Source organism: Coleofasciculus sp. FACHB-712, assembly GCF_014695635.1.
Lineage (GTDB): Bacteria > Cyanobacteriota > Cyanobacteriia > Cyanobacteriales > FACHB-T130 > FACHB-T130.
In genome coordinates, this window is record NZ_JACJOQ010000618.1 from 1 (window position 1) to 21765 (window position 21765).

Sequence of the window (21765 nt, forward strand, 5' to 3'; positions counted from 1 at the left end):
GCAAGCCATGCTTCTAAGTACATTTCAATCACTTCTTCGCCCTTGTGAATTGCTTCCTCACGAGTTTTGCCGTGAGTGCAAGGCATGACAACGCGATCGCCAAACTCTGGGATAGTGACTAGGAAAAGTTGATCTTCATCTGACCACTGAATAACCATGCTGTATCGATTCATGAATCTTCGTCCTCTCTTAACTCCTCCAGTTCAGCTAATAATCGCGCTAACTGCTTCTCTAAATAGAGGGGTACATCGTCTCCATCCTTACCTGGAATTGTCAGTGTTTTTCTAAGTAAAGGATGTCGCCAACGCTCGTGACTACCTTTGCCGCGCTTGGGCAGATATACAAACCCTTCACGCGCAATCTGAGCTTTTAACTCTCGAATTTTCCGGGGCATGGATTTTGTTTACGCCGATCCATTGAATCTTCATTGATAAGCGAGTTCTTTGAAATCGTACCGGGTTTTTAAGAGACTGCGCGTCCGCTCTAGCAGAAACTTAGGGTCCTGTGCTGACAACGAACCCCTCGAAACGCCTTACAGACAACCGATGATGGTACATCATTATTCGGGAACGGGATCTGCCTGCAACGCTAGTGCATCAGCTTCAAACTCGTCGATGCAGAACCCCAATACACGTAACATGAACTCAATATCGAAGCCCATTATCGGGGGCGTAGCATAGATCGCGCTACGGTATGTGGGTCTTTCGGCGAATCCGTGTAACTTGAAGCTGTGCGTACCCTTTCCCGGTCGCCCCTCATGGATGTATGCACACCGCATTTGCTTGTAGGCGATCGCGCCGTATCGAGAAAAAGTTAGCCATTCCTCAAGCTTAGTGCGATCCATTTCCGGGTAATTTGCCAGAGTCCTAGTGATGGTCGCATCCAAACTCCAGTCCTCCGAGGAACAACGGGTACGTTGTTCCTGAAGCACAGTTGGAGTACAGCGTCCCCCAACTGTGCCCAAAAATGTGCGTATATTCTCAGGTAGATCCGCAGCTTTCCCTTTATCGACTCGGTTCCAGATGTCCGGTAATGAGACAAGCTGGAATAGCTCACCACCGTAGCGTGCAAGGAAAGCGTCGAAAATATTGCGTTTACCCATTTTCTTGCCGCATTGCTTACTTCCGATGTTGCCTGCCCATAGGTTGGAAAGCTGGTCAAGTTCTCCCCAGAGCAACACGTTAGCTTCATGGCTGTGCTTGCTGAAGTCTAAATCACGGATAAATGCGTGTCGTTCTCTCCAATAATCAAAGAAACTCGTGATCCGCCATTGCAACTCTTCGCTCATATTTTCTGCCATTTAGGTAATTGGTATAAATCGTTAATTATGGAGAAAATTTCTGTATATTTCCCCGATTGAGGTGGATAAACTGAAAGCTTACAGCTTATTCACCTAACGTAGTGCAAACATCTACCTTTTGAACTTTGCTGTTCAGTGGTTCCCACGAGCCGAAAGAGCTTTCCAACTACTGGAGCGACTATTTGATTAACACTGGTAGCTTGCGGGTGATCTACTTAGAAGAGGAATCCGCCTGTGAGTTAATCCTACAGCCTGTAGAGGACTTCACCAATATTTGCGATCGCGCTGCTGTAGATACCATTATTCATCTCACTCGCTGCGGAGGTGAGGATTTCTGGGAAATGTGGCGAAGTTTGAAAGATAGCGATCGCAACTTACTAAAGAGTAGAGTCTAGTTTATAAAGAAGCGATCGCACTGCAAGACACAACGCTTTTGCAGACAACAGAGGATGGCTACTGCTTCCAACTGCCTTTAGTAGAGAAGTTTATCAAACGTCTAGTGATGGAAGAGATTTGATATCTTCTCAACCCTATAGCAAAGTCAGCATCCTTATGGTTGAAATAACCAATCTCAGATGTCTAACCAATCCCATAATTCTTGTTGCTTTTTCTTCATACTCCTAAGATGACGAAGGAGAACAGCCAAAGGATTGATTCCCTGTAACAATAGCAAAGTCATCCAACACAGAGCCTTGAGTTGACTGAAAGGTGTCGGTCGGGTTAGCGCCTCATGGATAGCGATTCGGGCTTCATCAAGAAAACTGTCATATTCCCCAATAATCGTAGATTCATGGAACACGCCAGCGTTAATGCCATGAATACCACTCACCCAGTCTCTTCCCATTAGAATTCTCTCCAATAGACTAACCTCAAGGTGGTATAAGTCGTGGTAGTGAATCCACCTATCTCGGACTCGGACAGGCTGATCGCCGATTTTGACCAGAATTAGGCTGATACAACCCAGCATTTTCTTGAGGCTGACGATTCTGGAGTTGTTTACGCAATAGCTGAAGTACAACCTCACGAAGGTAACTCGAAAAGTGCGATCGCCAAATGAACCAAATTTGTGTTTCTTGTCAGCACAAACCCGGTTGGGAGTTTGAGAGACTTGTCCTGTGGCTGGTGTTGGGGTGTCAGTGCTGGAAAGGGTCGGACTACAAGCTTCGTCCAGGACTAGAAACAAGTAATAAGGAACTTCAGAATAGCGCTTTTTTAATCTCCACCCTAGCTTATTATCCGCCTGTGAGCCGAGACACTGCTTTAAGCGGCGCTTTAGGTCACAGCGATATTCTTGTAGAGTGCTAGCCGGTAGGTGTTGGCGATACTTGTGAATGACAAAAGCCCGCAGCAGCAATTGCTTGAGGCGGGCAGCAAAAACGGTATCTTTAGAAATGGAAGCCCCTCCTCCCCACAACGCTTGGTTTAGAGCCATTTTTTGTCGTTTCGAGAGTTGATTTTGTTGAAGCCGCTTCCCCAATGTCTTCTTCATGTTCCGCAATTGGTATCCGAATGCTTAATCACATCTGTATATTTAGTTCGTGACAAGTTCAGATTTTTTTGGGAATTTGAGAAGCATTATTGATATGGCAATACCAGCAAATTAGTTTTTCGGGGTAGCACCTGAGGGACTTACTCCATTTAGGGCGAGTATTATCGGGAATTGTGAAGAAGTTTGTAAGATAGCGAGCGCAACTTCCTGCGGTGTCTAGTTTCAGGAGAAACTCCCACAAACTAAAATCCCAGGATTGTCCGAAAACTGGTTAGGAAAGAAGTATTGCATCAACAAGGCGATAGCGAAGCACTAACTTGTCAGTTCGCATTTTTGTGCCTTTAGTGCAAAAATTTATTGAACAGATGGTAGAAGAGGAAGAATAGGCAAGGGTTTCCGCAAGTTCTCCTGGGTACTTTTATCGATGAGAAGTACCATAAGCGATCGCTTGTGTCAGAAATTATGACTAATCCGTGGAAGATTATCCAACTACATTTTAAGTTAATTAAACTCTGCGTTAACCTCTGCGTACCTTTGCGTTAAAAAACAAAAAAGGTGGGCATTGCCCACCCTACATAAACTAACCCTTAATACAGACAACCTGCTTCAACGTCGCCACAACTTCAACGAGATCCGCTTGATTAGCCATGACTTGCTCGATCGGTTTATAAGCGCCCGGAATTTCATCCAAAACGCCCTCATCCTTGCGGCACTCTACACCATTTGTTTGCTGAATCAAATCATCCAATGTGTAGACATTTTTAGCCTTATTTCGAGACATCAAACGTCCAGCGCCGTGACTACAAGAACAGTAACTTTCAGCATTACCTTTACCCTTAACAATGAAGGATTTTGCCCCCATTGAACCGGGAATAATGCCATAATCTTCTTCACGCGCCCGGACTGCACCTTTGCGAGTGACATACACATCTTCGCCAAAATGAACTTCTTTTTCGGCGTAGTTGTGGTGACAGTTCACTGATAGCAGCGGCTTTGTTTGTTTACCACCAGCAAGATGCTTTTCTACAATCCGCTTGAAACGCGCCATCATCACGTCACGGTTGAAACGGGCGTAGTCTTGCGCCCACTGTAAATCGTGCCAGTAGGTGGCAAATTCAGGCGTACCAGCGACAAAGTAAGCTAAGTCTGGATCGGGTAAGCGATCGCCTGCTAGTTTCGCGAGTTCTTTAGCCGTGCCAATATGGTTTTGTGCCAGCATATTGCCGATGTTGCGCGAACCAGAGTGCAGCATTAACCAGACAGAGTTCTCCGTATCTAAGCAAACTTCAATAAAATGATTCCCACCACCGAGAGAACCCATCTGCTTCATGGCTTTACTTTCTAGGCGCTTGACTCCTGAATGCAATTCCTTGAAATCTCGCCAACCTTGCCAGTTAAGGACTGCTTTTTCAACATCTTTGTTTTCATTGAAACCAACCGGAATCGCTGCTTCTAAATCCAGACGAATTTGCTTTAGCTTACCCTCCAATTGTTCGGCAGTAAAGGGTGTTTTAATTGCCATCATCCCGCAGTTGTGGACAAAAACGCCAGCACTTAGGGCAAAGTTACCATATTCTGGCACTGTCAAGCAGTAAACATCTTCTCTTTCTGCCAAGGGAATAATTTCGACTACTTTATGGTTGTAGCCGTGTTGATTCTTTCTGTGATTATGAAGCCCGATTGGACTTTTGACTTCATCTCCAAAAGTTTCACAGATGTAAATCCGATTAGCAATTTCCTTGCTCTTGTATCTTCCCTTTTCGCTGGTGTTGTATTGAATTAAAAACTGCTTTCCTCTGGCCCCATTTCCCGATACGGATGCCCTGAAATGTTCTGGACGTTCCTGCATATATTGAAGAATATGTTTCGTCCCTCTTTCAGAATAATATCTGTATCCATCCGGAGTAGTGGCTTTAGCCGCGATCGCTTGCTTTCTTTTTTCCTCAAACTCTAACGATTGCCAATGGGTATTCCTGTCTACTAATGAGCGGTGATAAGCAGAATGATCTTTATCACCCATAAACTCTAGATTTTCTGGACGATTGTCAGCTTGCTCAAAGTTCTTGTGGTGAATAACAGTTTTCTGACCGTTAAATGAAGGAACTTTCCCTAATAACCCAGACCGAGCAATAACCCAGTGCGCTTTTTGCCATCTACCTGAATAGGGTTGCTGGATTAAAATATATCCATCTTTATCTACTTGGGAATAAAAAGGCATCAACGAAGCACCAGCTTTGAGGTCGCCAGCTTCCTGATAAGTGCCGTTTCTGAGCATGAATTGATGGTCAGGGGTACATTTGATTTCCTCTCCGTTGTCGAGAACTACCTTTAAGAGTTCTGCATTACGACGAGTTAGCTTAGCCGTAGCCTTCGCGGCTACAATTCTTTGAGTCTCGGTGCAGGAATAGACAACAAACTCTTGCTGAGCTTTGGCTAGTTCTCCGATTGGGTAGGATTTACCATCAGCTAAAGGAACCAGAGTGTCACCAGTAAAGCAACCAATATCCACACCGACAGCAGCTGGCATAATTGCTTCTTTAGTCGCCACAACAGAACCTACCAAGGCACCTTTGCCAAGGTGAACGTCTGGCATCAGCGCTACGTGTTTGAATACAAATGGCAGGGAGGCAACATTCTTTGCCATCTTGGTTTCATCGGAACCAAGGGCATGATTTGCCCAAGATAGCACTGGCACTGGGGTTGAAATTTCTAGCTTTTCGTATGGCATAAACGTTTGCCGCTGATATTTGATATTAAAGATCCGTGACGCTGCAAGCCTACTATCGGTCGCGATCGCAATCTGGGCTGAGGTAGCTCTCGATATAATACTTTATGTATTACTTATATAATACATGAGGGGATGCGGGTTTGTCATCTCCCAAAGACATCCGCAGGAAGAGTTTCTGCGTTATAAATAGCATTAAGATTTGTAAAGAGGAGAACGCTCCTCAGGTAATCTACAACAACGCAGATAAAATCCTATGGCGGTTGGCAAGAACTCAATCTATGAGCGCTTCTTAGCACCTGTGGTTCGGCTGTTGATTGATGAAGAGAAGCTGCGGAGTTTCTATGAGAGTGTGGATTGGGAGCAAGAGGGCGATCGCTTCCGGAAACCCAATCTTTCCTATCCCTCCTACTACAGTAGCCAAAACTTCCACGGCATTGAGCGCGGTTATCTTAACCCCGGTGCGGCAGTTTCCTACGACCCGATTACCCAGTACGCCTTGCCTCCCAACGAAACTTGGGTACGCCAAAGCTTGATTGATGCGATTGGAGGGCAACCGCGACGGATTTTAGACTTAGGCTGCGGTACCGGCTCAACAACGCTGATGTTAAAGCAAGCTTTCCCGCAAGCGGAAGTCATTGGTCTAGACTTGTCGCCTTATATGCTGGTGATGGCTGACTACAAAGCCAAAAAAGTACCGCTAAACATCCAATTTTTGCAAGGGAATGCTGAAGAAACTGGCTTTCCTGATGCGTCCTTTGACCTGGTAACAGCTTCTTTGTTGTTTCACGAAACACCACCCGCCGTATCTCGCGCCATCTTGCGGGAAAGCTTCCGCCTGTTAAAGGCTGGGGGAGAGGTGTTGATTCTCGATGGCAATCAGAAAACGATTCGCCAAGTAGATTGGCTAAGTGATATTTTTGAGGAGCCGTACATCAGAGCTTACGCCAGTGATAGCGTAGATGCCTGGATGGGAACCGCAGGATTTGAAGCGGTGCAAACTCAGGATGTGTTGTGGATACACCAAGTTACTAGAGGCATCAAACCCATCCCAGTTCAAAACCCTGGCTCGGTATCAACATCCCGTACAGCGACCAGTAGCACGGCAGATAATGAGGATTTGGAGGGCTTTGGTGCCCCAGCTTTTGGCACAACGGCATGACTTTGAAAGCAGTTCTGTTTGACTTTAACGGTGTCATTATTAACGATGAGGCAATTCACCGCGAACTAATTGATGAAGTTCTAATTTCAGAGAATCTGCGGTCTAAACCAACAGATTACCGACAATTTTGTTTAGGCAGGAGCGATCGCGCCTGTCTAAATCAGCTGCTGAAAAATCGCGGTAGGTTTGTCACTGAAAACTATTTAACCGAATTGGTGAACCGCAAGGCGCAAGCCTACCAGCAACGCTTAGAGGCGCTGGAAAAGCTACCTATTTATCCAGGCTTGGAAGACTTCATTAACCGATTGCGGATGCGAGAATTGAAACTGGGTGTAGTCAGTGGCTCCATCCATTCTGAGGTAGAACTGGTATTAACTCGCACCGGAGTGGCTGAGTTCTTTAGCGTCATTGTTGCTGGTGACGACATCAGCGCGAGTTCGCCAGAACCCGATGGATATCTTCTGGCAGTGGAACGCCTCAATCAGCAATATCCTCATCTCAACCTACTGCCATCGGAGTGTCTGGCGATTGAAGATACCCCAGCCGGAATTCAAGCTGCAAAGATTGCTGGTGTGCCAGTAGTGGGAATAGCGCATACTTACCCGTTTCATATGCTGCAACGCTGGGCAAACTGGGCTGTCGATGAGTTTTCCGACTTAGAATTAGAGCGGGTGGAACAAGTCTATTCTCGAAGTACACCCCAGGCAACGATCGGATAAACCACTGACTCTGTACGGATAACGCGATAGTTAGTTGTTTCTGGCTGGATGCTAGAATATTGAAGTTCAATAGCTCATAGCTTATGGCTATTAGCTCACAGCTTGGGGAATTAGCTCAGTTGGTAGAGCGCTGCGATCGCACCGCAGAGGTCAGGGATTCGAGTTCCCTATTCTCCATTAACATCAGCAAGGTAATTAATCTAAAGTCTACTAAAACTCTACTAAGAATGAGTAGCTATATGGAGATTTTGGTCTTCTTAGCTGTAGGAAGCTCTACAGTTCGATGGTTTAATTGCAGATTGATAAATTGCACACCGCCTGTCACCTTAGTATCTGCGATCGCTTACAGGCAAATCCTTATCCGTCTTAGAGCGTTAACCAACTAAAAACCTGCTCAACCGTCAGTTTTAACCCAATCCCACTAAGAATAGGTAACTCAGCCGTTCCCCTTAGCAATTGTACTCGCTGCTCCGGAAACACAACTAAAATACTCTCCTCTTCTGGATCGATTAACCACCCTAACTCTGTACCATGCTGAGAGCAGTGGAGCAATTTCCCTAATACTTTCGTTTGACTCTGATCGGGGGATAAGATTTCAATTGACCAATCGGGATAAATCTCGAAGCGATTGGCAATCCTTCCAGAAGGACGAAGCGGAATTCTTTCCCACCGAAACACCACAACATCTGGAACAATCGAGTCTCCCCCAAACGTACAGCGTAGTTCTGGGAATGCAATCGCAATTTTCTGCGGTTCGGCGACTTCGTTAACAACCGCGCAAAATTTAAACTGCAATCGGCTATGCTCACCTTGAGGCATGGGTTTTTGAATAACCTCTCCGTCAATAAACTCAGATGCGGGTTTAGTTTCTGGGAGTTTTAAGAACTCCTCCAGCGTTAAGGGCTGCGTGACTATACTCATCTTCTCACTCAGTAGATCGCCATTCCCCTTCTCAGCGGGTTAGGAGGGATCGTGCCTGTAATAGTTTCTTGAATTCTCGCACTTCCTCCGCCATGACCTGTTCTAACTTCAGTAACCTTTGCATCGATCGTCACCTATGGCGACTCATAAAACGGCTTATCTTGCTCAATGTGACGGTAACGGCTCGCTCTTTACTTGCGCCTTTGTCACCCAAAACTAACGACTCAATTGATTGATTTCCGCTTACAACACTTGCAGCCTGAGTCTTTTAGCCTCTTTCTTGGCTCAATTTTCCTGAAACGCCTATTGAGCCTAAATTTTTTCACGAGGGTTGGGATGGGGTTTCAGAGGTCTCTACAAGCCTTGAGCGGCTCCCTTCCATCGTTAATCCGGAACCAGTTTTAACTTTCCGCCTTAGTCCCTGTCAAGTTATTGTTCGCTTTGTTAAGTATTTGGTAACTCTTGTTGCAACTTGTGCGATCGCGATTTTGGTATTACCAGATAAGTTATCGTGGAAAACTAAAGGAATAATTAAATAAGAGGCCGTGTGCCGTACCCATCTGCTCCCACCACCCACATAACACCCGTTCCTAGCCAATTCGGCACTCAGAACAGCTATCCGCTTATAGGAGGTTTTATGACTCCCACAATGCTGCGTCAGCTTTGGGCTTTAATTGAAACTACTCAGGCCAATATGTTATTGAAGCTAGACGATGCCAGCCTAGTACAGTGGCTGCTGAAGCAACTGAAACAACAGCGATCGCTCAATTCCGACGAAACAAATATTATGACTGACTATCTGCACTCAAAGCTATCCCTGATCCGGGATCTCGCTCAAGAGCGTCAGTCTGTCTGGCAAGAAACCCATTAACAGTAGAGACGCGATTTACATCGCGTCTCTACTTTCTAAAGTGCCAATTGTTAGAAGCCAAAAGCTACCTGGGTGCCAAGGGACGCTTTGGGAAAGACTGCGGCTCCGGTGGGGGTGCCGCAGGTGTATTAATCTGTGAAGAATTCGCAAGCGTTGCCGACACCAGGGCATAGCCCAAATAAGCCGGTAAACTTATCGCCATCACAGCAGCGATCGCTGCCGCCCAGGTACGCCGCGTCAAGACAGGCCCGTAATGGCTGCGATAGGGGTCATAAGCGAGAGATTCTGATGGAATCATGTCCCTCATGGCAGTCGGTCGCTTGAACCGCACCCGCCGGTCATCCATTTTTTCTAATAAAATCCAGCCGGATTGTGCCTCTTCTTCACACAGCTTTTGAAAAACCGTTGGATTGCGGAATAAATCGCCTTTAGCTCGCACAATTTTAAATTCCCAGCCCATCAGTCGCGGATCTTTGAACGTTTGGGCAGAGGAACCATTAGAAGGCAGCTCTGCGGGTGCCAGGTCTTGTTTAGATTCATAACGAGTCAAAGTTTCTTCCTCTTCCTCATATTGCTGACCTGCACTCACCTGCTGCCAGCGCATCCATCCGCTTACCATGACTGCCTCCAGACCAAAACTTCCAACCAACAGGCTCCATACAATCACTTCGACCATATTTTGATAGCTATCAGCTTTGTGAATGGCGAATGGCAATTGACAATTAGCTATTCGCCATTCACGAATGACCAATAACCACTGACTACTGACTACTGACTGCTAAGGGTAAATAACCTTCAACCAGGCAATCTGAGCCGACAGCTCGCCAACGGACGCGCTCTAGAGTGAGTGCATCTGTCATGCTTGCAAACCCCAAATCCCCAACAGGAGAAGGAGCCAACCTGCCGCCGACAATTTTGGGAGCAATGAAGGCCAGAATTTTATGCACTGTCCCTTCTGCGATCGCACTTGCTGCTAACGTGCCGCCACATTCCCACAGCACGCCCGATAATCCACGCTCATATAAGTACGCCATTGCCTTCGTCGGTGTCAGTGGAGTCAGCTCCACTACCATCACACCCTTTTTCAGCAGCATCTGCTGAAAATCCGGATTAGCTCCCACCTCTGTTAACACTAAAGTGGGAGCCTCCGCTGTCTCCCACACATGAGCCTCTACGGGCAAATCCAGCGTGCGACTCATGACTACGCGCAAGGGATTGTGTGCCTCTGTCTGATGGCTGGTCAAGTGGGGATTATCCAGACGCACCGTATTGCCGCCCACGATCACCGCATCACACGCCACCCGCATTCGATGTACCTCATTGCGGGCATCAGGGCTGGTGATCCAGGCGCTGTGTCCGGTGGTTGTGGCAATTTTGCCATCCAAAGTCATGGCGTATTTTAAAATGCCAAACGGACGCCGGTAGAGAATGCGATGGATAAAAGCCTCATTCAGCTGCCGACAGGCGTCTTCTTCCACGCCCACCACAACTTCGATTCCTGCTGCTCGTAACCGCTCAATCCCGCCTCCCGACACGCGCGGATCGGGGTCTACCATGCCCACTACCACCTTGCTCACCCCTGCGGCTACCAACGCTTCCGAACAGGGAGGCGTCCGTCCGTAGTGGTTACAAGGTTCCAGATTGACATAAATTGTGGCTCCTTTGGCTCGTTCACCGGCGTCTCGCAGCGCAAAGACTTCTGCATGGGGATGACCGGCACCGGGATGAAACCCTTCCCCCACAATCTGCCCATCCTGGACAATGACAGAACCCACTAGGGGATTGGGCGCGGTTTGTCCTAAGGCGCGACGGGCTAGTTCTATACACCGCTGCATCATCGCGCGGTCGAAGGAGGTAAAAGGGGACTCCTGTTGGGGTGCATCCGATTGGGTGTTTGCGGAAAAGTTGTCCATGAGTTTGCTGCTGTCCTGGCTACACCTGAGTGTAATAGCCAGCCTACTTTAGCAGCAGCAGGCTTAGGGAGGGATGCTAGGTGGATTATCCCTGCAAAAAAAAGAGGATCGCGTGTTTACCTGTGAAGAGCGGAATATTGGGAGATCGTATGAGCCGATAAGCACCGTTTCATGGTGCTTCACTTTGAGGAATTCATCTGTCGGGGAACCAATCACTAAGTTTGCGATTACCCGCCTTCAAAAGTTATATTGATTTTCACCCCGATTTTCACCCCTATAGTTAGGCGATCGCTACATATCCCTATAAATAGGTCTAATATATTTTGATGGCTAAATCCCATGACAACTTATGTTGCACCTGTTAATGTAAATAAACGTATCAAAAAGTTCGGATTCGTAACGTCCTATGAACTGCTGCCCCGCCGCCTCAGATTTGCAACCACCTCAGCCCTACCGGGGTCAAGCCGCTGCCCCTCATTTACAAAAACTGACCGTGTTTTGCGACTTTGACGGCCCACTTGTGGACGTTTCCCACCGCTATTACAGTACCTATCAGCTAGGACTCGCTGATACTCAGGAGATATATCAGGAGCAAGGAGAAATCCTGCATCTTCAGGTATTGACTAAAGAGCAATTCTGGCAAATGAAGCAAGATCGCGTCCCTGATGTGGAAATTGCGATGCGATCGGGCTTACAGGGTGAGCAAATTAATGTATTTTTGCAGCGTGTCGTCAGCATCGTCAATCAACCGGCGCTGTTACAGAAAGACAAAATGCAGCCAGGAGTGAACTGGGCGCTAGCATTGCTACATTCTCAAGGCATCAAGCTGGTGTTAGTGACGTTGCGATGTCAATCCCAAGCTCTGCAAATCCTGCAAAATCACGGTTTGGCTCGTTTGTTTAGTGGCATTTATGGGACTCAAGACAGCCATGCCGCCTATCAAAACTACGCTGAAGTGAAAACGCAACTTCTCACCACAGCGATCGCAGAACATTGTTCGCCTTGGCAAACTGCCGATGATTGTTGGATGGTCGGGGATACGGAAGCAGACATTTTAGCAGGACAAGCGCTTTCGATTCCCACCATCGCGCTGACTTGTGGCATTCGTAGCCCCCAAAGGTTGCGACAGTTCCAACCAACCCGCATTCATAGCGATTTACTTTCTGTTGCTCATTACCTGCTGGGAGTGAGTCATCACTCATTGGTCAATCGTCAATAGTCCTCACTCAATACTCAGAAGACTGAGTATTGACGATTGGCTAGAAACTACTTAGAAGACTGCCCTAACAGGTTCATATGCTGCCACCAGCGATTTAGAGGATAGTAAACAACGGGTGCCCAAAGGCTGCTCAGGATGGCACTGGAGAGGGCAATGCGCTGGTGATATGTCCAAATTGCTCCCAGATCGCGATCGCCCTGTAGCGTGAACTGAAGGGCACTCACCGTCTCCCCCACAACCGCCATCCCAAAAACAATTAACGCCACCGAAATAAAATCTTCCTCAATATACCGCTGCTTTTGAATCCGAGCGGTCAAAATTCCTACCAATGCTAAGCTCAGGGTATGACTGGGATCGGGGGATGTCATCCCATCTTGGATCAGTCCCAACACCAACCCGGCGATCGCACCCTGCAACACCGATCGCTTCAAACTCCAGGCAACCACCCAAATTAACAACCAGTTGGGGCCAATTCCCAACAATTCCATTCCCGGTAGGCGCAGTGGCAAGACCAATAAGCACAACAGGACAGAACCAATGGTTACTGCCCAGTTAAGCATTTGACGAGGCCAAGGTGACAAGTCAGATACATTGATCATGAGTCATGGGTCATGGGTCATCCGTGATTAGTCCTTAGTCCATCGTCTGTGGCTAATGACTAATCACTATTTACTATTGCTATTTCCTAATGACAGCTAACCGCTCATTCCTCATTTCGGGTACACAACCACCCATTCCAAGGAACTCATCGGTGCTGTCAACTCAATCACAGCTTCAGGAGCTGGAGTTTTGTCCAAATTTACAGATTCTATTCGCCCTATCGGCAACCCTGACGGAAAAAGTTTACTGACAGATGATGTTGCCACGACATCGCCCCGACGGACATCAGGAACTTTATCAAAAAACTGCATCACTGCTCGGTTAGAACCTTGTCCTCGAAGATAGCCCATATAACGGCTGCGGCTAATTGCAACCCCTACCCGGCTGCTGGGATCGCTGACCAGTAAGACCCGGCTGCTATGGGGAGTCACGTTGGTTACGCGACCGACCAAGCCACCCGTACCCATCACGATGAAATCGGCTTTGATACCGTCTTGACTTCCTCGACCGAGGGTTATCTGTTGCCACCAATGATCGGCGCTACGTCCCACAATCGGAGCGACTATCCCTGGCTGTTTTTTCTGTTTAACATAACCCAACAGCTCTTGTAACTTCTGATTTTGGCTTTCGAGTTCAACTAACCGCTCCTGTAGTTCCAGAACGCGGGCATTCTCGATGCGCTCTTGTGACGTGGGTTCCCCTTGAAAAGGACGGGTGAGCAACTGGTAAGTCTCATAAAGAGCAGCTCCCTGAGTCTCCCGAATCGCCCACGCACTTCCAATCGTTAGCCCAGCCAATATAACTTGTATTCCGTGCCGAACCCACCAGCGACGCAGTGTAAACATTTAGGTATCAGCGATTCGTCCGTCTTGAGTCCTTTAGTTTTTAGTCCTTGTCCCTAGTCTCTAGCCTTAGCCTTTAGTTCATCGTCTACTGCCGATGACTAATGACTAATGACTAACGACTAATGACTGCTACATCTGGCGCGATCGCCCGCTGAACACCCGCTCTAGCTGTTTGAAATTCTCCAACACCCGCCCGGTTCCCAGCACCACGCACGAGAGCGGATCTGCCGCTACGTGGGTGACAATGCCAGTTTCGTGGCTGATGAGCGTGTCCAGCCCCTTTAACAAAGCACCGCCGCCAGCCAGCATGATGCCCCGGTCGATAATATCGGCTGCGAGTTCGGGAGGCGTGCGCTCTAAGGTTCGCTTCACCGCATCCACAATTACTGAAAGCGGTTCAGACATACTTTCCCGAATTTCCGGTCCCTTGATGGTGACAGTGCGCGGCAAGCCAGAGAGCAGGTGCAAGCCTCGCACTTCCATGATGGCTTCTTCATCAAAACTGGTGGGGTAGGCAGAACCAATCTGAATCTTGATTTCTTCAGACGTGCGTTCCCCAATCACCAAGTTATGGACTTTTTTCATGTACTGCATGATGGCTTCCGAAAGCTCATCCCCAGCCACGCGCACCGATTCACTTAAAACCGTTCCTTGTAAAGAAAGCACGGCAACTTCTGTGGTGCCGCCACCAATATCAATGATCATGTTGCCCGTAGGCTCAGCCACTGGTAGTCCAGCGCCAATGGCAGCAGCGACCGGCTCATCTATCAAGTACACATCCCTGGCACCTGCCTGAGATGCTGCTTCCATAACGGCTCGTCGTTCTACGCCAGTGACACCCGAAGGAATGCCAATGACAACACGAGGTGAAACTAAGGCTCTTCCCTCATGTACTCGCTGAATAAAATGCTTAAGCATTAGCTCAGCGACATCGAAATCTGCAATGACACCATCGCGCAGGGGGCGCAGGGCCACCACATTGCCGGGAGTTCTTCCCAACATTTTTTTGGCATCTTCGCCCACGGCTAGCGGGGTTTTTGTGTCCATATCCATAGCAACCACAGAGGGTTCTTGGAGAACAATACCTTTGCCGGACACATAAACCAGGGTGTTAGCAGTGCCCAGGTCGATACCCATGTCCCGGGATAAGGAAAAGCGACTGAAAAGACCCACTCGTTTCTACGCCCCCAAAATGAAATGCTGTTGTGTGAGATGGAATTCTAACGGAAATGGAACCGAGGTGGATTCTATTACGTTTTCTATCCAGAGTCTAGTCAGGTAGACGAATTTATCCAGTGAAAACGCCTCAAGGCCATTTCCAAGCATCATTCTGGTAGTTGAAGAGCAAATCAGGATAAAGTTGACTTGAGCCTACTATCTAAATTCGTTAAAGTATATTCACTGTAGTTCAGTACATTTGTACTAATCAATTTTATGAGCCTGAATGTTGTGAACTTGGTAGGTCGTGTGGGTACAGAGCCTGATGTCAAGTATTTCGAGTCAGGTAAGATTAAGTGCAATCTGACGCTGGCAGTAGATCGTCGAACTCGCAATAGCGACCAGCCTGACTGGTTTAACCTGGAACTGTGGGGGAAGACAGCGGAAGTGGCTGCGAACTATGTGAGAAAGGGCAGTTTGATAGGGGTACAAGGCTCCTTGAAAATAGAGACTTGGAGCGATAATAAGGCATCTAACCGATCTAAACCTGTTATTAAGGTGGATCGCCTAGATTTACTCGGTTCTAAACAGGATACAGACCCCAGTGCAGTAAATGGCTATAACGACACCGAATTTTAATTCGTTGCTAATTTTTAGCTGTTAACGACAAGCCATCAGTCCCCAGAGAACTGATGGCTAATGATTGTATTTGGGCGGGAAAGACGAAGAATCCCCAAATCTTTAACGTCCAAATCTTTAACGACAGTCTACCTCTTGGTGATTTGCACCGAGCCGCTGCTAGACGAGTTCAGATCGCCAAAACCAGGGATATTCGTAATCAGGTTTTTGCCGTCCATCGTGACGCTACCCGATACGTCCGCAGTCCGATAAGAGCCAACATAGCGAGAGTGCGACATACCGCCCATCCACTGATAGTGAGAACTGCTGTGACCCCGGAATGTCTCGCCTGTTCCCGTCCAATTTAGCGCTACGTCAACCGTTTTGGCAGTCGTTGAGTCGGGATTCTCTGACGAATATTCGTCAACTTTGAAGGTGCCTTTCAAACTAGCTGAGCTGAGCTGGTTATTGGCGGTGAAGGTGACATTTGGAGCGTAACCGTAACCATAGGAATACTTGCCGGTACACCAATTCGAGTTCCAATAAGAGACGTTGGCTCCCTTCTCCGAAGTCGGTGCTCCTGGTGCGCTACGGCTGACGTTATCGGCAGCCCAAACACTGACACCGCTTGAGCTACAGTCGTCAGATTGGTAAAAAGAGGCGGAAGCGTTTTGCCCTTTGACCTGGAATTTCTCTGTAGTGGCAGCCATTGCTGGAAGGCTAAAGCTCAAAATAGTTAATAAAGCGCCAGAAATTGCCCGTTTCATCGGTTTGTCTCTTCCCTATTGCTATTTACGTAATCTTGTTAACTCTTCAGAACTGATTGGAGCTAATTAGGTTCCCAGCTAAGCAATTTTCCCAAGTTGTGGAAGAAGTTATCAGTTGATCTCATAACAGAATCTGTTGCCGTGCAGCGTCCGGCAGCAGTGGCGCTGCGATCGCTTCGTTCTTGGCATCAGCGGACTGCGAGTATCCGGCACAGCCGGTGAAAACAAAAATTAAGGGAAATAAAACTAAAAATTGGTTGAATTTATTCGTCAGTTAATGGGTTGCGTCTTTTTACGAGCCAAAATAGGCAATACACACAGGAGAGTTAAAAAACTGAGCGCTAGTAGCAAGGGCAAGCGATCGCCTCCCTGCAAAGCTTGCTCACCCGTAACCCCCACCCAAGCGTAAGCCAGCGTCCCTGGAATAATTCCGATAAACGTGCCAACTGAATAAGGTACCCAGCTGATAGGCGTGAGTCCCAACAAGAAATTAACCACCGTGAAGGGGGAGATTGGCGCAAAGCGGATCGCTAGCACAAAAGTCAGAGGCTGACGGGTCACGGCTTGATTGAACCGCATCAACGCTTGATGTTGACCAAATCGGCGTTCCGCCCAGTCGCGCAGCAGGTAGCGAGACGCCAAAAATGCGCCAATTGCCCCCAGTGTTGCGCCGATGACCGACCAAAGGCTTCCCCAGACGAAACCAAAAACCGCACCAGCCGCAACAGGAAACATAATTCCAGGGATGCCGATGGCGCTGGACAGGGCAAAGACCAGGATAAACAGGCAGACTGCCCAGCTACCGAATCTTTCCAAGTGACTAACCAGGAAAGATTTATCCAACAAAAGTTTCAATGGGCTAAAGATACAGAGCAGGATGCAGATCGAGAGTGCGATCGCTATCCACAAGGGGGGACTTTTGAGCGTTCTGACCCACTGACTGTAACGTTTCGGCATCGGGGAAGCACTTTGGTTGGTCTTATTTCTCATCCGATAAAATCCAGGCAAAATTTTATTTTCCGAACAAACTTTGCCTTGACTGAGAAGAGGGAGAATCCTATTTTTTTTGCTAGTTTCAAATCAGGGCACCCCCACAGCTAGAACCACATCCAGCCGTGCAACCATAGCAGTAAGATGCAGTTTGTATTTCTTCAATAATGTTTAAGCTGCCAGCTTCCAATATCTTGGCAACTGTCAGCTTTTCACCATTGCGGGTTTTCGCCGGTAAATTTTCCATCTGGTTAAAGTCGCAATCATAGACATTTCCCAGATAGTCAATTGAAAGTTCATCCCGACACATTAAATGTTCAAGGGTGCTGCCATTGAAATTTGACTCCAAGAAGTTTAAATAAGGCTTGATTAATTTTCTGTGTTCTAAATGAAACTTAGTTCGCCCAATTGGTAAATTTGTAATCGTGAACAAGCTGTTGAAAACAATGTTGAAATGCTCTTTTAGATAAGCTTTGTAATCTTGTTCCAGCTTTACCTGGTTGGGGGTTAAAGAAAAATTTTCTGTGGCTGGAACTGGAGGGTTGTATACCAGATCGAGGATTAAGTTAGGGTCAAAACCGTAACCTTTCTGGTTCAAACATTGCAGTGCCTGAATTGAGTCGTTATAGACCCCAGAACCGCGCATTTTATCAACATTGTCTTCCAGATAGCATGGCAAGGAAGCAACAATTCTCGTTTGGTGTTTGGCACAGTATTCTGGAAGAGTCTCAAACCCTTTTTCAAAATAAATGGTGAGGTTAGACCGCACAATCACTTGTTTACCTGCATCCCGTGCCGCCTCTACCAGGGGTTTAAAACCATAGTTCATTTCCGGGGCACCCCCTGTCAAGTCAACAATCTTGATTTGGGGAAATCTATAGATTAGTTCAATCAGCTGATTACAAACTTCTGGGGTTAGTTCTTCAGTTCGTTTTGGCCCTGCTTCTACATGACAGTGAGTACAGGCAAGGTTGCAGCGCTTCCCCAAATTGATTTGTAAAACGCTAATTTTACTTTTGGTTAAAGGGGCACCAATTTTTTCTTTAAAAGGTGTTACGGTTGAACGAGTTGATTCAAGATTAATCATGGGGTAGTCCTAAACAGGGAAACATGGTTATCGAAGGTCAGGTTGGTCATAACAATGTCAGCAGTAAAAATTCCCTGCCTAAACGATTGTTTGCCTCATCTTGATGAATATCTTGTAGAACCCGGAGAAGGCATAAGCGGCACGCAGAAAATTAGTTGCCGTAACGCCAGCAGACATTTTATGGAGAACCTTCTAATAAATTAGTACGCATACAACTCAATGTTGGATTGAGCAAGTCTAATTGCCGCTAATCTCCTAAAAAGAAGTGACAAAAACACTGTTTTATGGTATTAAATTTTTAAGTACAACTTTAAGCACTGCTGCTGTCGCAGTAGATGCTAGCATAAGTGCCAGGATTTTTTTGTTCTGATTTTTTCTGAAATACAGCGATACTCTGATAACTCATCGTCCTATCCTAATCATTGGCTGTAGCTCAGTACATTGACCCTCGGCAAGATGCGTCGGCTGTTGCCGAACTTGCCCAAAAGATAGAGGGATGTAACCTGCATACTCTCGTGTGACTAAAATTACAGGGGTCAGGGATTAAGCTTAGATATTATTAAATCTTGGCAAGCTGAGTATCAGTTGAGAACAATCTTAGAAGTGGTATATAGCGGTTCTGACGCTTAGTGCAATGTACACACTCGTAACCCACCCCCAACGCCTCGACCTCCACGGGAGGGGAATATTGAACCCAGCCCCGGTCACGGGGCTGGGCTGGGGTCTTTCAAGGGTAGGTTTTTAAAAAGCGAGGTGTCGTTATAACCTCAGCTGAGTCGCTGCTTTTTCCTTGCGTTCGCTGTAGCGATCCGTCAGGTAGTCTACTTTATCTCGCAGTAGTAGCGTAAATTTGTAAAGTTCTTCCATTACGTCGATAACCCGATCGCGATAAGCGGAATCCTTCATCGTTCCGTCTTCGTTAAACTCGTTGTACGCTTTAGCAACGGAAGACTGATTGGGGATGGTAAACATCCGCATCCAGCGTCCCAAGATTCGCATAGTATTGACGGCATTAAACGACTGAGAACCACCGCTGACCTGCATGACTGCCAAAGTTCTACCTTGAGTCGGTCTTACTGCCCCTAAAGTTAGAGGAATCCAGTCGATTTGGTTTTTCAGAATGCCGGTAATATTCCCGTGCATCTCTGGACTAGACCAAACTTGACCCTCAGACCACAAGCTTAAATTCCGCAATTCTTGAACCTTCGGATGGTCAGCTTCTACGCTACCGTGAATCGGCAATTCACGCGGGTCAAAGAATTTGGTTTCTGCACCAAAACCTTCGATGATTCTGGCGGCTTCTTCTGCTAATAAACGGCTGTAAGAACGCTCTCTTAAAGAGCCATACAAGAATAAAATTCTGGGTGGATGCTCGAAAGTTGTCATGAGAAGGATAACTTTTGCTCAAGAACCTGCTGAATTGGTTGCTCTATCGGTGTTTGGTTTGTCATTGAAACCTTATCCAACAGGTGTCGCTTCTTCTTTGAGCGATTTAATGAGTTTAGTCACCCGTTCTTTTATCTGATCGCGCACTCTGGGGAAAATTTCAGGCTGTTCAGCCGGATCGTCAAGCTGCCAATCCTCAAATACTTCCCGACGTACCCAATCTGTCGGCAGATTAACTCCACAACCGCACAGGGAAATTACCACATCAAAGTCTTCAGCCTTGAAGTCGCTAAGGGGTTTCGAGTGTTGATTGGTAATGTCAATGCCGATTTCTTTCATGGTAGCGATCGCTTCCGGTCTAACCTGAGAGGCTTCTAATCCAGAGCTAATCACTTCAATTTCTCCCTTACCCAGTGTTTTTGCAAAGCCTTCTGCCATTTGGGAACGGGCAGAATTTTTCTTGCAAACAAACATCACTCGTTTCATCAGGTTTTCTCCCTTACTTAATGTCCCGAAATCCGTTGGAAAGTTGGCTGTAAATCAACACGGCTAATTGCGCCCCTAAGATGGGTGCAACCCAATAAACCCAGTGGTGCTGCCAAATGCCGCCCACTAAAGCGGGGCCGAGCGATCGCGCTGGATTCATACTCGCTCCGGTAATTGGCCCCATAAACGCCGCCTCTAACCCTACCGTCAAGCCAATCGCTAACCCCGCAAAGCCAATCGGGGCGCGGCGATCGAGACCGGAACCAAAAATCACAAACATTAAAATAAAGGTGAGAACCGTTTCCAGCACCAGGGATTGCAGCCAATTCCCTTCTAGCGGCACCGTCGCACCCAGATTGCCAACGCGCCCTAAAGCCATCCAGAGTAAAGCTGAGGCGGCAATTGCTCCTAAAGACTGCGCCAAGATGTAGGGCAATACTTGGCGTTTCGGGAAAAAGCCGCTTGTCCAGAAAGCCAGCGTTACGGCTGGGTTAAAGTGAGCGCCGCTAATGTGTCCCAAGGCGTAAATTAAAGCGGCAACAACTGCGCCAAACACAAAGCTGATGCCGAGATGAGTCACCGCACCATCGCTAATTTGGTTTACCATCACGGCACCCGTACCGGCAAACACCAGGATGAATGTACCGACTCCCTCAGCGATCGCTTGTTGCTTGCACGATTGGAAAACTGAGTTCCAACGCGCCATCCGCGACACTGATTTCACGACCATCCCCAGTACCAAAGAATTTTCTGCAACTTACATTTCAAAAAAAGTTGATGAATTAAGCATATTTCAAAAAAAATTGATGTGTCAAGCCTAGTCTTTACAGGGAAGCGCTGATAAGAGCGGGCTGAAGCGACTGTACTCTGCCAAATACTGCTCCAAAACAACAAATTGAGGCAGATTGAGGCTGTAGTAAATCCAGCGTCCTTCCTGTCGGGAGCAAACTAAAGCGGCTTCTTTGAGTGTTTTTAGGTGAAAGGAAAGTTTAGACTGAGTGACCCCCAACTGTTCGCAGAGTTCGCAGACGCAGCGCTCTTGTTCGCGGAGCAGCTCTAGCACTTGAATCCGTAGGGGGTCAGACAGGGCATGAAAGCCAGAAGAAACGGAAGGAGGTGCGATCGCGGGTAGTTTAGCCATCAAGTTTTATTGAAGAATCTCTTCAGCTATCCTATCCAAGCACCCAGCAAATTCGTCACTTAACAGCAACCGCCGCCCGTATAGTACCAGGTTGAATCAGTAATCAGGATGTCTTTTGGCATCAATGCACCAAGCTTTCCTGCTGTCTTATCGCACACTGCGGCTGGTAAACCCCGTGGAAGGATATGCCCGTTCGAGTCATCAAAAAACTCTTCGGTGCCGGTGTAAATCGCCGTTTTGCCAGTAAAAATACAAGCACCATCTTCAGGAATTGCCACTTTAAAAGAAACAGAATCCAAACTTTCTAATAGCAATGGTTCCTGCAACCCGTAGCTAGCGCAATCCAGCAGTCGGTAAGGACGCCGCGC

Annotated in this window: 24 protein-coding genes, 1 tRNA gene and 1 pseudogene; 7 read left to right on the top strand and 19 right to left on the bottom strand. The window is 47.3% G+C overall.

Annotation, left to right across the window (positions count from 1 at the left end; all coding sequences use genetic code 11):
- From H6F50_RS27350 to H6F50_RS22690, 3 genes are all read right to left on the bottom strand, one after another.
- On the bottom strand, nucleotides 1–173 hold a 173-nt coding region (locus H6F50_RS27350), incomplete at its 3' end, for a type II toxin-antitoxin system HicB family antitoxin (RefSeq protein WP_190430445.1).
- The gene (locus H6F50_RS22685; RefSeq protein ID WP_190430446.1) at nucleotides 170–394 is read right to left on the bottom strand and encodes a type II toxin-antitoxin system HicA family toxin; all 225 of its coding nucleotides are present in this window, start codon (nucleotides 392–394) and stop codon (nucleotides 170–172) included. The genes H6F50_RS22685 and H6F50_RS27350, both read right to left, overlap by 4 nt.
- Before the next feature lie 165 nt (nucleotides 395–559).
- Nucleotides 560–1300: a hypothetical protein gene (locus tag H6F50_RS22690; protein WP_190430447.1), complete on the bottom strand. Its 741-nt coding sequence runs from the start codon at nucleotides 1298–1300 to the stop codon at nucleotides 560–562.
- Between the two features lie 125 nt (nucleotides 1301–1425).
- Between H6F50_RS22690 and H6F50_RS22695 the strand changes: the two genes are divergently transcribed.
- Nucleotides 1426–1695, top strand: coding sequence for a hypothetical protein (locus tag H6F50_RS22695; protein WP_190430448.1), 270 nt, complete (start codon nucleotides 1426–1428; stop codon nucleotides 1693–1695).
- A gap of 176 nt (nucleotides 1696–1871) precedes the next feature.
- Here H6F50_RS22695 and H6F50_RS26660 read toward each other — a convergent pair whose 3' ends face one another.
- On the bottom strand, nucleotides 1872–2789 hold the full coding sequence (locus H6F50_RS26660) for a hypothetical protein (RefSeq protein ID WP_199292324.1): 918 nt from the start codon (nucleotides 2787–2789) through the stop codon (nucleotides 1872–1874).
- A 580-nt stretch (nucleotides 2790–3369) separates the two neighbouring features.
- Nucleotides 3370–5517 carry an RtcB family protein gene (locus tag H6F50_RS22705; RefSeq protein WP_190430449.1) on the bottom strand — a complete coding sequence of 716 codons (2148 nt, stop codon included), beginning with the start codon at nucleotides 5515–5517 and terminating at the stop codon, nucleotides 3370–3372.
- 253 nt (nucleotides 5518–5770) lie between these two features.
- Between H6F50_RS22705 and H6F50_RS22710 the strand changes: the two genes are divergently transcribed.
- The 3 genes from H6F50_RS22710 to H6F50_RS22720 all read left to right on the top strand — a co-directional run bounded on the left by H6F50_RS22710 (nucleotide 5771) and on the right by H6F50_RS22720 (nucleotide 7572).
- Complete coding sequence (locus tag H6F50_RS22710; RefSeq protein ID WP_190414908.1) at nucleotides 5771–6676, top strand: class I SAM-dependent methyltransferase; 906 nt, start codon at nucleotides 5771–5773, stop codon at nucleotides 6674–6676.
- Entirely contained in the window at nucleotides 6673–7395 is a 723-nt protein-coding gene (locus H6F50_RS22715; protein WP_190430450.1) for an HAD family phosphatase, read from the top strand. The genes H6F50_RS22710 and H6F50_RS22715 overlap by 4 nt, the downstream gene beginning before the upstream one ends.
- 104 nt (nucleotides 7396–7499) lie before the next feature.
- Nucleotides 7500–7572 (top strand) — tRNA-Ala (locus H6F50_RS22720).
- 189 nt (nucleotides 7573–7761) lie between these two features.
- Here the strand turns inward: H6F50_RS22720 and H6F50_RS22725 are convergent.
- Nucleotides 7762–8316, bottom strand: coding sequence for a Uma2 family endonuclease (locus H6F50_RS22725; RefSeq protein WP_190430451.1), 555 nt, complete (start codon nucleotides 8314–8316; stop codon nucleotides 7762–7764).
- 637 nt (nucleotides 8317–8953) lie between these two features.
- Between H6F50_RS22725 and H6F50_RS22730 the strand changes: the two genes are divergently transcribed.
- Complete coding sequence (locus H6F50_RS22730) at nucleotides 8954–9187, top strand: hypothetical protein (RefSeq protein ID WP_190415034.1); 234 nt, start codon at nucleotides 8954–8956, stop codon at nucleotides 9185–9187.
- A gap of 64 nt (nucleotides 9188–9251) precedes the next feature.
- On the opposite strand, the gene H6F50_RS22735 is transcribed toward H6F50_RS22730, so the two are convergent.
- Nucleotides 9252–9863, bottom strand: coding sequence for a hypothetical protein (locus H6F50_RS22735; RefSeq protein WP_190430452.1), 612 nt, complete (start codon nucleotides 9861–9863; stop codon nucleotides 9252–9254).
- A gap of 85 nt (nucleotides 9864–9948) precedes the next feature.
- The gene (gene ribD, locus H6F50_RS22740) at nucleotides 9949–11025 is read right to left on the bottom strand and encodes a bifunctional diaminohydroxyphosphoribosylaminopyrimidine deaminase/5-amino-6-(5-phosphoribosylamino)uracil reductase RibD (RefSeq protein ID WP_347276184.1); all 1077 of its coding nucleotides are present in this window, start codon (nucleotides 11023–11025) and stop codon (nucleotides 9949–9951) included.
- A gap of 481 nt (nucleotides 11026–11506) precedes the next feature.
- Between ribD and H6F50_RS22745 the strand changes: the two genes are divergently transcribed.
- On the top strand, nucleotides 11507–12319 hold the full coding sequence (locus H6F50_RS22745) for an HAD family hydrolase (RefSeq protein WP_190414889.1): 813 nt from the start codon (nucleotides 11507–11509) through the stop codon (nucleotides 12317–12319).
- A gap of 47 nt (nucleotides 12320–12366) precedes the next feature.
- Here the strand turns inward: H6F50_RS22745 and mreD are convergent, their stop codons facing one another.
- The 3 genes from mreD to H6F50_RS22760 all read right to left on the bottom strand — a co-directional run bounded on the left by mreD (nucleotide 12367) and on the right by H6F50_RS22760 (nucleotide 14901).
- On the bottom strand, nucleotides 12367–12918 hold the full coding sequence (gene mreD, locus H6F50_RS22750; protein WP_190430454.1) for a rod shape-determining protein MreD: 552 nt from the start codon (nucleotides 12916–12918) through the stop codon (nucleotides 12367–12369).
- 111 nt (nucleotides 12919–13029) lie between these two features.
- Nucleotides 13030–13764, bottom strand: a complete 735-nt coding sequence (mreC, locus tag H6F50_RS22755; protein WP_190414887.1) for a rod shape-determining protein MreC — start codon at nucleotides 13762–13764, stop codon at nucleotides 13030–13032.
- A gap of 129 nt (nucleotides 13765–13893) precedes the next feature.
- A complete protein-coding gene (locus H6F50_RS22760; RefSeq protein WP_190414886.1) occupies nucleotides 13894–14901 on the bottom strand; it encodes a rod shape-determining protein in 1008 nt (335 codons plus the stop codon).
- Between the two features lie 297 nt (nucleotides 14902–15198).
- On the opposite strand from H6F50_RS22760, the gene H6F50_RS22765 reads away from it, so the two are divergent.
- On the top strand, nucleotides 15199–15561 hold the full coding sequence (locus H6F50_RS22765; RefSeq protein ID WP_190414885.1) for a single-stranded DNA-binding protein: 363 nt from the start codon (nucleotides 15199–15201) through the stop codon (nucleotides 15559–15561).
- Between the two features lie 128 nt (nucleotides 15562–15689).
- Here the strand turns inward: H6F50_RS22765 and H6F50_RS22770 are convergent, their stop codons facing one another.
- The 8 genes and pseudogenes from H6F50_RS22770 to H6F50_RS22805 all read right to left on the bottom strand — a co-directional run.
- On the bottom strand, nucleotides 15690–16307 hold the full coding sequence (locus tag H6F50_RS22770) for a hypothetical protein (protein WP_190414884.1): 618 nt from the start codon (nucleotides 16305–16307) through the stop codon (nucleotides 15690–15692).
- Nucleotides 16308–16577: 270 nt separating this feature from the next.
- Entirely contained in the window at nucleotides 16578–17297 is a 720-nt protein-coding gene (locus tag H6F50_RS22775) for a TVP38/TMEM64 family protein (protein WP_242029175.1), read from the bottom strand.
- An 85-nt stretch (nucleotides 17298–17382) separates the two neighbouring features.
- A complete protein-coding gene (arsS, locus tag H6F50_RS22780; protein ID WP_190430455.1) occupies nucleotides 17383–18384 on the bottom strand; it encodes an arsenosugar biosynthesis radical SAM (seleno)protein ArsS in 1002 nt (333 codons plus the stop codon).
- A gap of 759 nt (nucleotides 18385–19143) precedes the next feature.
- Nucleotides 19144–19770, bottom strand: a complete 627-nt coding sequence (gene arsH / locus H6F50_RS22785) for an arsenical resistance protein ArsH (protein ID WP_190414881.1) — start codon at nucleotides 19768–19770, stop codon at nucleotides 19144–19146.
- Between the two features lie 72 nt (nucleotides 19771–19842).
- The gene (gene arsC / locus H6F50_RS22790) at nucleotides 19843–20256 is read right to left on the bottom strand and encodes an arsenate reductase, glutathione/glutaredoxin type (protein ID WP_190430456.1); all 414 of its coding nucleotides are present in this window, start codon (nucleotides 20254–20256) and stop codon (nucleotides 19843–19845) included.
- A 13-nt stretch (nucleotides 20257–20269) separates the two neighbouring features.
- Nucleotides 20270–20986: an MIP/aquaporin family protein gene (locus tag H6F50_RS22795; RefSeq protein ID WP_242029176.1), complete on the bottom strand. Its 717-nt coding sequence runs from the start codon at nucleotides 20984–20986 to the stop codon at nucleotides 20270–20272.
- An 87-nt stretch (nucleotides 20987–21073) separates the two neighbouring features.
- Nucleotides 21074–21397, bottom strand: a complete 324-nt coding sequence (locus H6F50_RS22800; RefSeq protein ID WP_190414878.1) for a metalloregulator ArsR/SmtB family transcription factor — start codon at nucleotides 21395–21397, stop codon at nucleotides 21074–21076.
- Between the two features lie 59 nt (nucleotides 21398–21456).
- A pseudogene (locus H6F50_RS22805) lies at nucleotides 21457–21765 on the bottom strand (SAM-dependent methyltransferase); the annotation flags it as partial.

What these genes read in the sequence shown, in the direction of transcription:
- mreD (WP_190430454.1), bottom strand. Translation starts at nt 12,918, where the DNA reads ATGATCAATGTATCTGACTTGTCACCTTGGCCTCGTCAAATGCTTAAC.
- H6F50_RS22775 (WP_242029175.1), bottom strand. Translation starts at nt 17,297, where the DNA reads ATGAGAAATAAGACCAACCAAAGTGCTTCCCCGATGCCGAAACGTTAC.
- H6F50_RS22745 (WP_190414889.1), top strand. Translation starts at nt 11,507, where the DNA reads ATGAACTGCTGCCCCGCCGCCTCAGATTTGCAACCACCTCAGCCCTAC.
- H6F50_RS22705 (WP_190430449.1), bottom strand. Translation starts at nt 5,517, where the DNA reads ATGCCATACGAAAAGCTAGAAATTTCAACCCCAGTGCCAGTGCTATCT.
- H6F50_RS22715 (WP_190430450.1), top strand. Translation starts at nt 6,673, where the DNA reads ATGACTTTGAAAGCAGTTCTGTTTGACTTTAACGGTGTCATTATTAAC.
- H6F50_RS22690 (WP_190430447.1), bottom strand. Translation starts at nt 1,300, where the DNA reads ATGGCAGAAAATATGAGCGAAGAGTTGCAATGGCGGATCACGAGTTTC.
- H6F50_RS22730 (WP_190415034.1), top strand. Translation starts at nt 8,954, where the DNA reads ATGACTCCCACAATGCTGCGTCAGCTTTGGGCTTTAATTGAAACTACT.
- ribD (WP_347276184.1), bottom strand. Translation starts at nt 11,025, where the DNA reads ATGATGCAGCGGTGTATAGAACTAGCCCGTCGCGCCTTAGGACAAACC.
- H6F50_RS22795 (WP_242029176.1), bottom strand. Translation starts at nt 20,986, where the DNA reads ATGGTCGTGAAATCAGTGTCGCGGATGGCGCGTTGGAACTCAGTTTTC.
- mreC (WP_190414887.1), bottom strand. Translation starts at nt 13,764, where the DNA reads ATGTTTACACTGCGTCGCTGGTGGGTTCGGCACGGAATACAAGTTATA.
- H6F50_RS22765 (WP_190414885.1), top strand. Translation starts at nt 15,199, where the DNA reads ATGAGCCTGAATGTTGTGAACTTGGTAGGTCGTGTGGGTACAGAGCCT.
- H6F50_RS22725 (WP_190430451.1), bottom strand. Translation starts at nt 8,316, where the DNA reads ATGAGTATAGTCACGCAGCCCTTAACGCTGGAGGAGTTCTTAAAACTC.
- H6F50_RS22710 (WP_190414908.1), top strand. Translation starts at nt 5,771, where the DNA reads ATGGCGGTTGGCAAGAACTCAATCTATGAGCGCTTCTTAGCACCTGTG.
- H6F50_RS26660 (WP_199292324.1), bottom strand. Translation starts at nt 2,789, where the DNA reads ATGAAGAAGACATTGGGGAAGCGGCTTCAACAAAATCAACTCTCGAAA.
- arsS (WP_190430455.1), bottom strand. Translation starts at nt 18,384, where the DNA reads ATGATTAATCTTGAATCAACTCGTTCAACCGTAACACCTTTTAAAGAA.
- arsC (WP_190430456.1), bottom strand. Translation starts at nt 20,256, where the DNA reads ATGAAACGAGTGATGTTTGTTTGCAAGAAAAATTCTGCCCGTTCCCAA.
- H6F50_RS22800 (WP_190414878.1), bottom strand. Translation starts at nt 21,397, where the DNA reads ATGGCTAAACTACCCGCGATCGCACCTCCTTCCGTTTCTTCTGGCTTT.
- H6F50_RS22685 (WP_190430446.1), bottom strand. Translation starts at nt 394, where the DNA reads ATGCCCCGGAAAATTCGAGAGTTAAAAGCTCAGATTGCGCGTGAAGGG.
- H6F50_RS22735 (WP_190430452.1), bottom strand. Translation starts at nt 9,863, where the DNA reads ATGGTCGAAGTGATTGTATGGAGCCTGTTGGTTGGAAGTTTTGGTCTG.
- arsH (WP_190414881.1), bottom strand. Translation starts at nt 19,770, where the DNA reads ATGACAACTTTCGAGCATCCACCCAGAATTTTATTCTTGTATGGCTCT.
- H6F50_RS22770 (WP_190414884.1), bottom strand. Translation starts at nt 16,307, where the DNA reads ATGAAACGGGCAATTTCTGGCGCTTTATTAACTATTTTGAGCTTTAGC.
- H6F50_RS22760 (WP_190414886.1), bottom strand. Translation starts at nt 14,901, where the DNA reads ATGGGTATCGACCTGGGCACTGCTAACACCCTGGTTTATGTGTCCGGC.